The organism is Peribacillus sp. FW305-BF15, assembly GCF_058783805.1.
Genome location: NZ_JBYSYV010000023.1, coordinates 59,683 through 73,112, shown reverse-complemented (window position 1 = coordinate 73,112; position 13,430 = coordinate 59,683). Strand labels below are relative to the sequence as shown.

The 13,430-nt window shown below is 40.2% G+C and carries 10 protein-coding genes and 1 pseudogene; 2 read left to right on the top strand and 9 right to left on the bottom strand.

Features of this window, described 5'->3' with window-relative positions:
• Window positions 1-22 precede the first annotated feature (22 nt).
• The 4 genes from AC3WLU_RS21030 to AC3WLU_RS21015 all read right to left on the bottom strand — a co-directional run bounded on the left by AC3WLU_RS21030 (window position 23) and on the right by AC3WLU_RS21015 (window position 3,462).
• A complete protein-coding gene (locus tag AC3WLU_RS21030; protein WP_492597850.1) occupies window positions 23-490 on the bottom strand; it encodes a Ger(x)C family spore germination C-terminal domain-containing protein in 468 nt (155 codons plus the stop codon).
• A 176-nt stretch (window positions 491-666) separates the two neighbouring features.
• Entirely contained in the window at window positions 667-1,101 is a 435-nt protein-coding gene (locus AC3WLU_RS21025; protein WP_492597843.1) for a Ger(x)C family spore germination protein, read from the bottom strand.
• Window positions 1,098-2,162 (bottom strand): GerAB/ArcD/ProY family transporter, encoded by a 1,065-nt coding sequence (locus tag AC3WLU_RS21020; protein WP_492597842.1) that lies wholly within the window; start codon window positions 2,160-2,162, stop codon window positions 1,098-1,100. The genes AC3WLU_RS21025 and AC3WLU_RS21020 overlap by 4 nt, the downstream gene beginning before the upstream one ends.
• A complete protein-coding gene (locus AC3WLU_RS21015; protein ID WP_492597849.1) occupies window positions 2,155-3,462 on the bottom strand; it encodes a spore germination protein in 1,308 nt (435 codons plus the stop codon). Before AC3WLU_RS21015 ends, AC3WLU_RS21020 begins: the two co-directional genes overlap by 8 nt.
• A gap of 474 nt (window positions 3,463-3,936) precedes the next feature.
• On the opposite strand from AC3WLU_RS21015, the pseudogene AC3WLU_RS21010 reads away from it, so the two are divergent.
• Window positions 3,937-4,459 (top strand): annotated as a pseudogene (locus tag AC3WLU_RS21010) (transposase); the annotation flags it as partial.
• 588 nt (window positions 4,460-5,047) lie between these two features.
• Here the strand turns inward: AC3WLU_RS21010 and AC3WLU_RS21005 are convergent.
• The 5 genes from AC3WLU_RS21005 to AC3WLU_RS20985 form a co-directional block, all read right to left on the bottom strand.
• On the bottom strand, window positions 5,048-6,511 hold the full coding sequence (locus tag AC3WLU_RS21005; protein WP_328136528.1) for an NAD-dependent succinate-semialdehyde dehydrogenase: 1,464 nt from the start codon (window positions 6,509-6,511) through the stop codon (window positions 5,048-5,050).
• A 60-nt stretch (window positions 6,512-6,571) separates the two neighbouring features.
• Entirely contained in the window at window positions 6,572-7,867 is a 1,296-nt protein-coding gene (locus tag AC3WLU_RS21000; protein WP_413001460.1) for an MFS transporter, read from the bottom strand.
• 126 nt (window positions 7,868-7,993) lie between these two features.
• The gene (locus AC3WLU_RS20995) at window positions 7,994-9,235 is read right to left on the bottom strand and encodes an iron-containing alcohol dehydrogenase (protein WP_492597841.1); all 1,242 of its coding nucleotides are present in this window, start codon (window positions 9,233-9,235) and stop codon (window positions 7,994-7,996) included.
• A gap of 116 nt (window positions 9,236-9,351) precedes the next feature.
• Window positions 9,352-10,557: a hydroxyacid-oxoacid transhydrogenase gene (locus AC3WLU_RS20990; protein ID WP_492597840.1), complete on the bottom strand. Its 1,206-nt coding sequence runs from the start codon at window positions 10,555-10,557 to the stop codon at window positions 9,352-9,354.
• A gap of 18 nt (window positions 10,558-10,575) precedes the next feature.
• On the bottom strand, window positions 10,576-12,018 hold the full coding sequence (locus tag AC3WLU_RS20985; RefSeq protein ID WP_492597839.1) for an aldehyde dehydrogenase family protein: 1,443 nt from the start codon (window positions 12,016-12,018) through the stop codon (window positions 10,576-10,578).
• 589 nt (window positions 12,019-12,607) lie between these two features.
• Here AC3WLU_RS20985 and AC3WLU_RS20980 point away from each other — a divergent pair.
• Complete coding sequence (locus AC3WLU_RS20980; RefSeq protein WP_057215460.1) at window positions 12,608-13,273, top strand: GntR family transcriptional regulator; 666 nt, start codon at window positions 12,608-12,610, stop codon at window positions 13,271-13,273.
• Window positions 13,274-13,430 lie beyond the last annotated feature (157 nt).

Sequence of the window (13,430 nt, the reverse complement as noted above, 5' to 3'; positions counted from 1 at the left end):
TTTTTTATATGATATCCAATATCTATTTGTCAATTATAGTCTTTATATTTCCCTCGTTTTGTATTGTAGTATGAATGGTAAGCTTCATTTCTAGATTGGGATAATATTTCTTTCGCCAGTCCTTCAATTCCTCATAAGGAATTTCATTTCTGTAGTATTGCCCCAAACCAAAGACATCTGTTTCGTGCTTTTGAAATCGTTTCAGCATTCCATCAAAACGATTTGCCATCACCTTTTCCAGCTCTTTTTTTATTATTGCATTGGAAACTTCTCCTCTTCTCTCTTGAATAACTACATCTAAACGAATCGTTGAGAACATATATGGAATATGATTTCTTAATTCTCCTTTATGAAAACCTGTATTTCCAACAATCATGATGGTTGCATGTTCCATTACTTCTACCCTTCCCTTCATACTGTTCCCATGAAAGGCATTAAAAAGGAGGGTTTCTTTAGGATCCATTTTAGAAACGATTTTTCCTTTGTTCATCACTGCAGAACCTGCATATGTAACTGGCGTGTTTTCCCCTGATCTGACCATAGGAATTGCTACATTTTGTGTGTAGGAATTAAGAGCTCGATAAACATGCCATAGACGTGTTAAAGATATTTGTGGAGTCCAACCTGCATATTTCTCAAAAAATTCATAAAGATTTATCCCTTTTTCTAGATTTTTTTGAGTGTTAAGAAAAAAGTATCTATATTATCATCACATATTGCGATTATTGTTTTTGAAGATATTTCACGAATTCTCATAAACGTGTTAATCGGTTCTTCCATCCCTCCTTCTTCTACTAATTTTCGATCAAATATGATTACCCTTATGTGCAATAAGTCTACACCGCTTTCCATATTAGTTCTAATGTCCTCTACAGCCTTTAAAATGGTTAATCCTGTTCCTTTGACAATTGTCTGTTTCTGAACACCCTCTGAAGAGATAGGAATTTGAAGTAAGACTTTGAATTTTTCTCCTTCTTTAGTAATTCCCATTGCAATCGGAAAGGCTCGATGATTAATGTCTTTAATATCCCAGCAACCACTTAATGGCATTAATATACATAGACTAAGTACTAGTTTAGAACAAATTATAATACTTCTCATGATAGTCTTATTCTCCTTACACCGATGAGGAATATAATTAAAGGGAGTACGATTAAAATATAAAAACGGAAAGCAGTATTCCACCATAGCAACTTTTCAGTCTCTTGCCAACTAGGAATACATAAGCAAATGATAAAAATGCTAACAGATAAGGCTACAATATGATATTTTTGCTTTAATCTCGGGAAATATTGATTCATTATTATTGAGGACTGCCATAAAAGTAAGGAAGTGAGCAACATGATGAAGGTAACTAGGCTTAACGCAAAAAACAAGGTAGCCCTGTCAAATATAAGCCATTGAAGCTGAACTTTATCCAATGTGGTTATAAAGGGAAAAAGCAGCGTACTAGCCGTTTCATTTCCAAAGGTTAAGAGAGGTAAATAAACGGATAAGAAAAAAAATGGGATAAGAAAAAAGACTGCTAACATGATTTTTTTAGAGTTATACGATATTTTTTTAGGAAGAAAACCTAAAAATGAAAAAACAATGGCGAAAGAAAAAAAACTTGTATAATAGGGAGGTTGTCGAAAAAAAGAAAAGTCGGTATCCATAATCGGAAAGGCATTATGCCAATCAATGTCTTGAAAGCAAATCAAAAGCATAAGTAAGATTAACGGGAAAAAGATACAGAATATTAATAAGGCTGTACGTAAGATGGTTTCTATTCCTTTTATGGCGATATAAGTTGAAATAACGCTCATTAATGTAATAATTGCCCATGTAGGAGTATTCGCCAAAAAGATAATGTTGGTCACTTCTGCATAGGCACTAACAAGTTCAATAGTAGTTATGACTAAGTAAAGAAGTACAGGAAAAAGTAATGTGAAAGAAAAAGCTTTACCTAATATCTTTAAAATACTAATAATATTCTGTTCGGGAAAATAAGAAAGCCCCTTTAGGTAAAGCGATAAAAACAGAATAAATATGACACATTGAATTAAAATTGGTTCCCAGTGACCTTTGTGTGTGCTGGCAATAATTCTTTCTGGATAAATGAAAAAAATAAGACCAAAATGAGACATTAACCCCATGCATATAACCTGAAGGCTTTTATCCAATTTCCCCTCTCCTCTTAGCTAAACTGGTGTATGGAATACCAAAAATCTCTCGACTTGCAAAGTAAGCGCTTATGAATACCAGACCGGATAATATGCCCAACACGCCATAGATTGAAGCAAAAATAACAACTACATATTTAAGTAAACGCAGGATTAAGGCATTTTGAAACCCTACAACGGTTGAATTCGCAATTGAGGTTGCTGCTACAATGATAATTAAAAGGTTGCTAACCAGCTTTGCGTCTACTACTGCTTGTCCAATGACAATTCCCCCTACCATTGTTACCGTTGGCCCGATACTGAGCGGAAGCCTTATACTCGCTTCAATAATTAACTCTATAATAAGGAGCATAATTGTAATTTCAACAAAAGGGGGATAGGGTATTCCCTCCCTGCTCTGAGCAATTGATAGAGCCAGTTCAATTTTTAATATCTCAGGATTTACAGCAACAAGGGCCACGTAGATATCTGGCAATATAAGGGTAATCAAAGCACCAAGAACACGTAAAAATCGGATGGCGCCCATAATTGGGTAAGCATAGTTACGATCATTCGCCTGGACAAACATATCCCATAATAAATGTGGCAAGATAAGCGCAAAGGGATAACCGTCAACGAATAGAATGACCTTACCTTTGTTTAAACCATCTACTGCTTCCAATGGCATTTCTGTGTTATTAAACTGAGGGATAACCTCCCATTTCCGCATACCCATAAAACGATAAAGATGCTGAAGATAGAGAATATTTGTATGTTGATTCATTTCAATATGTGAAATGATCTTTTTGATCATACTTTTATCTGCTCGGTCATTCAAATAAACTATTGATAAATTCTTTTTTTGATCACTTCCTACCGTATAGGTTTTAACTGAGAGCTGAGCAGTGGAAACTTTTTTTCTCACTATTCCTATATTTGTTGACATATCTTCAATAAAAGAATCTAAAGGACCTTGTAATACGTTTTCATTAGCAGGTGGTTCAATTGATCGGGTCAATTCTTTAGGAAGTGGTTCAAATTGCAACATTATATTTTTTTCTTTTGAATAAACAATGAGTTTACCCTGAATAATAGCCTCTATTGCTTCTTCACTATTTATTTCAACACATTTTCTCTTGAAAAGAGTTCTTTTTACTTTTACTGAATGAATCGCTTCACTGGTATCCATATCTTTTTTTAATATTTCTTTTGTTTTTATAAGGTTAACTATTGAATGTAAACCAAGTAAAAGGGCAGCTTCACCATCCAAAATAAACGGTTCTATGAAAAAGTCTTCTGCATCTTTAAAAGCCTCATTTATTTCTACTATTATTGAGTTCGTGATTTCTCATCTTCCCTTTCAAATTTCATTATTTCTTATTTCATTTTCCCCCTTTGCTTTTGATTTATACAAATATCAAACTAGGTAAAATATGATGTCTGCATATGTTTTTTAAAGCCACAACCACATATTCGGATATGCAAATTGCATTAGAAATAGCTCATTCCGAAAAGGTGTGGTAGTAATGATAATGAAACCACATGAACTCACGAGGATAATCAAAAAAGCAATTCTGTCAATTTCCCAGGCACCGTTAGCATTCCTGAAGATCGTTAAATATCAGGTTTGAAAAAAATAGAGCCCTCAGTAAGATATGAGTATAGAGACCAATCTCACTCAAAGTCTTAAGGAGGAAGCCCTACTATGAGCCTCAGGATATCGTAACCGGGTGAAAGTCATGTATGAAGTGACATTCCGCGCATAAAAAAGCTCTGTCCCAGCTTGCATTAGCTAAGCGTTCATACGAAACAAGCCCTTCATGCGTATAAACTTCACTTGGACAGTTATTAGAGGAATATGATCTCGCTTCATCCCAACTTGAAAGAGTGACGCAAGGAGTCACAAACGGCTTGGAATGGATTTCATTCGTTAAGAAATAACTTGCCATTAAAGGAATCAGCGAGATTTCACTGGCGGGCATTTTAGGAGAAGCTGGAGATCTGAGTGGATTTGTTCATGGGAATGCGCTCATTCGTCATGCAGGATTGCATCTCGCTGAGGCAAGGTCTGAAAAGTGGAAAGTCCAAATGGTTCTTTTCAAACATGGAAGATCGGCCTGCGGCAGTACCTCTTCCTTACGTCCATGAGTTTGGTGATAAATAACCCCGAGTTTAAAGCCCTACACACGCATAATGTTAAAGTGAAGAAGATTAAAAAAATGAAATTTATCACGAAACACTGTGGAAAACTCGCCTGTGTCCTAGTAGGGATTGCTCGTAATGCCTCTGCCTATAAACCGGAAATGGTCTTCCCTCTTGAGCTGCGTAAATTTACCTTTACATGGTTATTTATCGAAAGTTGCTTATTCGTGGAATTTCAAAGAAAGCACGAACGTTCGTAAAGTAATTTTTATCTTTAACGAACGTGATAATAAGTGCATCTTATAAAAAAAAACCTTTCGTAAACGAACAGGGTAATTATAGCAAACAGGAAAGGCTTATCAAGTTAGGGATATGGCATCCAGGGTCTAATATTTTCTCTTCTTCTGCATCATAGTAAAATCCTCTTTCTCCGTTAATACATTCGAATCTGACTTTAGTAAAATAATTACTTTACCATTTGAATCAAGTTCCGTTCTTTTCTAATTATTCTCACAAAGTCTTTTCTAACATTACCTTTATCTATAAACTCGAAACTTCATAACTGTAACATTCATCTTGCATGTTACCATTTCAAAAATTCAGGATATTTTTTATTTGTCTTAGGATGTAAAGCAACCCGGCCTTAGGTTCTGTAACTGAGGTTGTTAAGCAATGGGGAGCGTGTGTTGAAATAGACTTCTTATGAGGTAAATAAGGAAAGGCTTAAGGATTCGACTTCACCTTAAGCCCTTTCTTGCCCTATTTTAAAAACCCATCGATATATATTTTTCTTCTAAATATTCTTCAAGGCCTTGATGGCCGCCTTCCCTCCCCATGCCGCTTTCTTTCATGCCGCCAAATGGGGCTTGTGCAACGGTGGGAATGGCGTCGTTGTAGCCGATGATGCCAAACTCCAGAGCTTCGGATACCCTGACTCCCCTGCTTATATTCTGTGTGTAAAAATAAGCGGCCAGCCCGTACTCTGTATTGTTGGCAAGTTCGATCACCTCTTCTTCTGTATCAAACGGGATGATTGGTGCGACTGGTCCAAATGTTTCCTGGTATGTGATGAGCATATCCTTGTTCACACCACCCAGTACGGTCGGTTCATAGAATAATCCATCAGCCAATTCCCCTTCACCTCTTTGTCCGCCACAAAGAAGTCTGGCACCTTTTTCCAAGGCATCTTGTACATGTTCCTCTACCTTTTCCAGGCCATCACTGCTGACAAGCGGCCCGACTTCAACGGTTGGATCGATGCTATTTCCGACTTTTAGAGCTTTTACTTTTTCAACAAAAAGTAAAGAGAATTCATCGATGACAGAACGGTGGACATAAATTCGATTGGCGCATACGCACGTTTGTCCGGTGTTCCTGAATTTGCTTGCAACGGCACCAGCTGCTGCGGCTTCCAAATCAGCATCCTCAAAAACGATGAAGGGCGCGTGTCCTCCAAGCTCTAGGGAAAGTCTCTTGAGCTGCGGGGCTGACTTGGTAACCAGCAATTTTCCTACTTCAGTAGATCCGGTAAAAGATATTTTCCTTACTACCGGATTTTCAAAAATTTCATCCGAGATAGGTCCGGCACTCCCTGTCACGATACTGACCACTCCAGCAGGCACTCCCGCCATTTCTACCAATTTACCAAAAGCTAATGCACTAATAGGAGATTGTTTTGCAGGTTTGACAATGACTGTACATCCAGCGGCCATGGCAGGTCCTACTTTCCGCGTCATCATGGCCAACGGGAAATTCCAAGGGGTAATGGAAGCAACCACTCCAATCGGCTGGCGAATCACCGATAGCCTTTTATTTACGGCAGAAGCAGGGATCGTTTCCCCATAAATCCGGCGGCCCTCTTCAGCAAACCATTCCAGGTAGCTTGCAGCAAAATCCACTTCACCCCGGGCTTCCGTAAAGGGCTTGCCCATTTCCATACTCATGATTTCTGCTAATTCATCTTTATATTCATGCATAAGGTCATGCAATTTCTTTAGATATTTACTGCGTTCCTGTGCTGTCAATTTTGACCAGGTTTTAAACGCTTCCTCAGCAGCTGTTATTGCCGCATTCGTTTCTTGGCGTCCTCCATTTGGAATCCTTGCCACAACTTTCCCTGTTGATGGATTTGTTACTGGTAAAGTTTCTCCGTTATGTGCTGCAGTCCATTCACCGTTTACATACATTTTCAGTTCAGTTAAATTGACCAATCCACTAGTTTTCAGCATAAATATATGTCTCCTTTTTTTCGTTGGATTTGCAAAGCCTTCATTAAATACACAAAAAGATTAGAGTCCTGAAACTTTAGTTCCCCCGTCAATGTCCGTGTTAATCGAAATCCTTTCATTTTTAAGAACGAATGTATACCCCACAGCAGCAATTAGGCAAATGACTACAGGTATGATCAGGGCTATATTGAAATTATTGAACTTCGCTATTAAGATCCCTGTTGCTACTGGGGCAATCCAGCCAGCGAGGTTCCCCACGAAGTTTTGCAGCCCTGCAAGCTTTCCTTCCGCACCCTTTGGAGCAACATCAGAAACAGTGGCCCAGAGAATACCCGCAGCCAATCCTTCACCGCCGATTGCTATTGAGATATACGTAAGTGCCATTATGGCACTGTCTGTATAGATAGTCGGTATTATGGCTAATGGAAAAAGCATGCCGATGGTTAAAACAGTTTTTCTTGCTTTGATGGAATTCCAGCCTCTTTTAATTAAGAAATCCGACAACACTCCTCCTGAAATATTTCCCAGAAAGGACATGATCCAAGGTAGCATCGTAAAAAAACCGGCTTTTAAAAGAGTCATTTCCCTTTCGACTACAAGATAAGTGGGAAGCCAAGTCATCATTAAATACGTAAGATAGTTATGGGCGAACAAGCCGTATAACATAGGGTAAACACTTCTGAATTTAAAGAATTTAAATGGTGAGAAGTTTAGTGTCTTCGCTTTTTCGGTTTGAGTTTGCTCCTCTATGATATAGGCTACTTCGGCCTCGTTTGCAATCTTACTTTGCTCTGGATGGTTTTTGAAAAAGAATAACCAGAATGCCAGCCATACAAAACCGATGGATCCAATTACCACAAAAGATGCTTGCCATCCCCAAGTCTGGATGATCCATGCTAAAATGGGTGTTGTTATGCCAATCCCGATAGCAGTACCAGAATTAAATATCCCGTTTGCAATACCCCTTTCGTGTGACGGCAGCCAGTCTGAAATAACGCGCGTATTGGTTGGAAACGCTGGAGCCTCTCCGATTCCCATTAAAACGCGGATACCGATCAGTCCGCCAAGCGAACGCCCCATTCCAGTAAACACCGTACAGAGCGACCACCAAACGATGGCAATCGAATACGTTAAGCGTGCCCCCAATTTATCAACGATTACCCCGACCGGGATCTGCATTAGGGCATACGACCAAAAGAACGCTGACCCCAATATCCCGAATTCTATTGCCGAAAGCGAAAGATCCTTCATCATCGAGGGTCCTGCAATACCAAGAATTGCCCTATCCATATAATTGATTGTTGTTGCGACGAAAAGGAGTACCACTACAAGCCATCTTCCATTGGTCTTTTTCATACGTCACCTCATTAGATAATTATATTCAGGTAGAAAAAATGCTGCGGGAAATCCATATGTCCGAAAAAAATCGGGAAGGGGAAACTGATTCATATCCCCTAAAATTTCAGGTGATTTTCAAAGGTTTTAAACATTCACGGCTGTTTCTGAACTTTTGGCTCTGATTGTATTTCGATTACCATAATTAAAACCTTCAAAGTCCCCCTCATAAGCCTTCTCTATAATCAGTTGGATATCCGATGCCTTCGTCAGCCTTGGATTAACGACCACGTTACCGCTTCGCATGGAATCTTCCACTAATTTCGGCAAAACGTCCAATGAAACTCCGAGCTCTTTAATGTTAAGAGGAATATTCATGCTCCGATTCATTTCGATGATGGTTTCGATTGCTTTCTCGGCTGCTTGCGCATTGGATAAACCGCTTACATCCCTTCCTAAAGCTATTGCAATTTCTCTATACTGATCCTCGCATGCCGGCAGGTTGAATCTCATGACGAATGGCAATAGTGCTGCATTTGCGATACCATGCGGGATATTAAAGACTCCTCCAAATGTATGGGAAATGGCGTGTACATTCCCCAGGCGGGATTGTGAAAAGGCTGCACCAGCTAACAGGGAGGCTACAAGCATGTTTTCCCTGCTTTCCATGTCCGTTCCCACAAAGTACGATCGTGTTAAATTTTCACCGATCATCTTAATGGCCTGCATCGCGAAAGCCTTGCTGACAGGGTTGGCAGATTTGGAGGTGTAAGATTCAATTGCATGAGTCAGAGCATCCATACCAGTAGCTGCAGTAATCTCTTGAGGCAAATTTAATGTAAGGGCCGGGTCCAATATAGCTAGCTTTGGAAACAGAAGTGAACTAAGTACACCTAATTTAAAAGAAGTTTCCTTATTCGTTACCACTGTCGAATTAGTAGCTTCACTGCCAGTTCCAGCCGTAGTCGGGATTGCTATGATCGGGAGCGGAGGAATGGAAATCTTTCCAACTCCTTCATAATCCAGGATATGGCCGGGGTTAGTAGCCATTGCCGCAATGCCCTTGGCTGTGTCAATGCTGCTTCCTCCACCTACAGCCAGTACCGCCTCCATCTTTTGTTGCTTAAGATAAACTGTCCCCTGTTGGATTGTTTGAGCTGATGGATTAGGCTCTACCTCATCGTAAATCTCAAAAAAAAGGTTTGCAGAAGCAAGGGATTGTTCAATGCCTTGTAAGAGACCGGCTTCTCTAACCCCTTTATCTGTTACGATCAGCACACTCGATACACCTAAATCCTTAATTAGCTCCCCTGTTTTTCCAGATATTCCGTTACCGCACTCCACCCGTGTCGGCATACTATATGTAAAAGGCATAAGAGACATTTTCATCTTCCTCTCCATTTATATTCTATTAGATGGTGAAAATCTTTCGCCCCGGTCTGTAGATCCATCATGAATGGTTATGATGCTTAACCTTCCAGGGACACCATTCCTTTACAAGCAATCTATAAAGCTTTTCTAAGTAATTCTTCTAAACTGTGCTGGGTAGACATTCTTGGGTTATTCCGAATCAGGCGATCGATTTGGAGGGTCTTCTCAGCAATTTCGGGAATATCCTCTCCTTTGATCCCAATCTCCGTCAGCTTTGTAGGCAGTCCAATTTCCCCAAGCAGGGTAAGCACAGCTTTTGAAGCAGCCAAAGCAGCTTCCTTATCGGAGAGGCCATTTGAGTTAACATTGAATGCCTGGGAAATCCTCACCATTTTTTCTGTTTCTACAACTGCATTATATTCCATGACATATGGAAGCAAGAGCCCGGTCACCTCTCCATGCGGCGACTTCACAAGCCCTCCAATTGGGTAAGCCAATGCATGGGCTGCTGCAGTACCTGCATTTGAAAAGGACATTCCAGCAAGCAGGCTGCCCATTAGCATATTGGAACGTGCCTCGAGATTGCTCCCTTGCTGCACCGCAATCGGCAGGTTTTTTGCAATCAATTCAATAGCTCTGTAGGCGAGTGCATCGCTTATGGGGATTGAACCTTGGAATAAAATGTTTCCTTCTGCCTGGATATATGCAGAAGGTTTGGCTGTGTATGCCTCTATCGCATGTGACAAAGCATCAATTCCGGAACATGCTGTTACATAAGCGGGAAGCCCTAACGTTAATTCTGGATCAAGTAGAGCAACGGTTGGCCTTAAGTAGTTATCCGAGATACCAACTTTTAGGTTATTTTCCACATCGGTCAATACCGCCACTGATGTCACTTCTGAACCGGTTCCAGCCGTCGTCGGAATCGCTACAAGAGGGGCGATTGGTCCAGGAACCTGGTTTTCTCCGCCATAATAGTCCAAGGGATGTCCGCCATGGGCGACCAACAAAGCAACAATCTTCGCCATATCAATGCTGCTTCCTCCGCCAAGGCCAATTACTGCATCAATATCCATTTGAGATTTAGCAAACTCATAACAGTCTATCGCCGAATCTACCGGAGGCTCCGGTACGACCTGGTCATAGATAACTGTTTCGTAATTTGCATGTTCCAACAACGATGAAATTCTGTCTGCGATTCCTGCATTTTTGATCCCTGGGTCAGTAACGAGCAAGATGTTTTTCGCCTTTAACCTTTGCAGGATTGAATCCAATTGCCCTATCGCCCCGTTTCCAAATACGATTCTTTCGGTAGAATAAAAATCCCATGTATTTCTCATATCCCTTACCTCCAAAGTCTATAGATTGATGACGACAAGTTTTTCGTCTGTCATCTCTTGCATGGCATAATGCGGCCCTTCTTTGCCAATTCCGCTGTCCTTCACGCCGCCATACGGCATGATGTCGGCACGGTATGTAGAAACATCATTGATGATCACACCGCCAAAATGAAGTTCCTGTGTTGCCCGCATGGCTAAAGTGATATCGGATGTAAATAAACCAACTTGTAAGCCGAACTTCGTATCATTGGCCTGACGGAAAGCCTCCTCGATGTTATCGAAAGGAATGATGCTGATCACCGGCGCGAACACTTCCTGGCAGACTACCTTCATTTCCGGTTTCACATCTATTAATATAGTAGGTTCTAGAATCGAATCCCTCCTTTTCCCTCCATATAGCACTTTGGCACCTAGACGCTCAGCCTCCTGAATCCATTCTTCCGCACGCCTTGCTTCCTTCTCGGAAATCATAGGACCAATGTCCGTGGAAGAATCTGCAGGATTTCCGACCTTCAACCCCTGTGCCACCATGACTGCCTTCTCCACAAACACATCGCAGATATCTCTATGAACGTAGATTCGCTGCACAGAGATGCAGGCTTGCCCTGCATTCACATACCCCCGCGTGACACAGAGCTCAACTGCTCTGTCTAAATCAGGGACATCCTTGTGAATGATATTTGGGGAGTTATTCCCTAATTCCAAGGTAACCTTACGAATTCCCGTACTGCTCTTAATGTGCCGTCCTACGCTGGGACTCCCTGTAAAAGTGAACATCGCAATTCGTTCATCCTCCAAAAGATATTGACCTGTTTCCTGCCCAAACCCGTTGACCACATTCAGAAAACCTGCGGGCAATCCAGCTTCGGAAAAGATTTCTGCTATCTTACATGCAATGAGCGGCGTCATCTCAGCCGGCTTCAACACGATTGTATTTCCCGCTGCCAACGCAGGAGCCACCTTGTGGATGGTGAGATTGAACGGGAAGTTAAACGGGGTGATCGCACCGATAACTCCAACAGGAACCCGGATGGTGAAAGCCATCTTATTGTCGTTTCCAGACTGCCCCAAAGGAACGCCTGTACCAGCAATCCGTTTTGCTTCTTCCGCTGATGCAATCATCGTTTGAATTCCTCTATCGATTTCCCCTCTTGCGTCCTTCAATACTTTACCGACTTCCTGAACCAGAATCATCGCCAGCTCTTCTTTTCTTTCTTTCGCGATTTCCGCTGCACGCATTAAAATCTCGTAGCGTTGATCGGAATCTAGCTTTCTCGTATTAAAGGTCTCCAAGGCATTGGTCACCGCTTCAGAAACAATTTCGCGGGATGCCCTGCCAATCCGGGCAATTTCTTCTTTGTCATATTTGTTCATAACAGCGATTGTATGTTGATCGGATATCCATTGCCCATTTATGAAATGGCCATAAAATGCATTTTTTCTACCAAGCGATGTGCTCATTGAAGATTCCTCCTTTGAAAAATAACGATTACATTTTTTCACTTCACAGTTATTTCTGCTAATTCAATAAATTTCAATCAAGAAAACGGCAAGCGTAAAGCGCTTCCATTTTAAACTTAAGGTTTTGCCTGCCCATCCATACTCTTTAATTGTTATTTATAGAATCCTGCTCAAAAATAGTATGTAATCATTTCCGAAAATATATCACATAATATATTATTTTGTAAATATTTAAAATTAAAAAGATTCTGTTTTATTGAATAAAACCTTACAAATAAAGAGTTTATACCTTTAAATAATATCGACAGATTAAATAATTCATATTAATCCGGACAATATTATATATAATTTTTTACAAAACTTACGAATATAATATATAATTATCAGTAATGAAGATTTATTTTTTTAGCTATCCAACAAACTATAGATCCCCTTATAAACTCTCTATTCTTGATATCAATATGGTTTCGCCTTATCTTATTGATAGAGGCAACAAGAAGAAAGCTACTTCAGTAATAATTTAAATTGTTACATCTATTTGAAATAACACTCGTTCTCATAGAAATTTTTTTAAGTTAGGGGCATTTCAATGATAAAGGAAAAAGAACGCGGAGAGACAACGGAATATGTCTACAATTTATTAAAAGAAAAGATTTTTGAATGGGATTTATCGCCGGGACAAAAAATCAATATCAGCCATTTAACCCGGGAAATCAACATTAGCGCCATACCTCTCAGAGAAGCATTATCTCGTCTGAACTCTGAGAACTTAGTCATCTTAGAACCAAATAAGGGGTATCGGGTCAGTGACATATTAGATACTGAAAATATGGCGAAAATGTTGGAGGCCCGGATATTACTGGAGACGCATGCGGTCCGGAATATTATCCGCTTAAATAATGTAAGCGTGACGGAAGAAATGGCCGCGCTTACAGATGAAATGTTTTCCACAAACACAGGTGCTTCCAACAAAAAAATACTAGATTTTACTCATTTAGATCAACAATTTCATCATGCCATCATGAACGCTGGAGGAAACCCGTTTTTATTTGAAGCATATAAAGGCATGCACTGTCATCTTCATATAGGCCGGTTTTATCACGTCAAAGGTGAGATCGACCAAAAAGACGCACCATCGGAACATATGGAAATCATTGAGGCCATCCGGACTAGGGATGTATACAGAGCCGAGATTGCGATCTCCAGCCACATACAGGATTCCATAGATCGTTTATTGGAGAGGACAAAAAGATAATACTTGGAAGCTATTGAGGATAATCTTCTTCGGATATCAGTCATCGTAATCACTTTGATCAAATTTCCGGAATATGCAAGTGGATTTAAACAGACATTACCATCTCAAATACTTAAGAAAGTGACAGAAAAACATGTGAGAGATTTATGCACAAAGA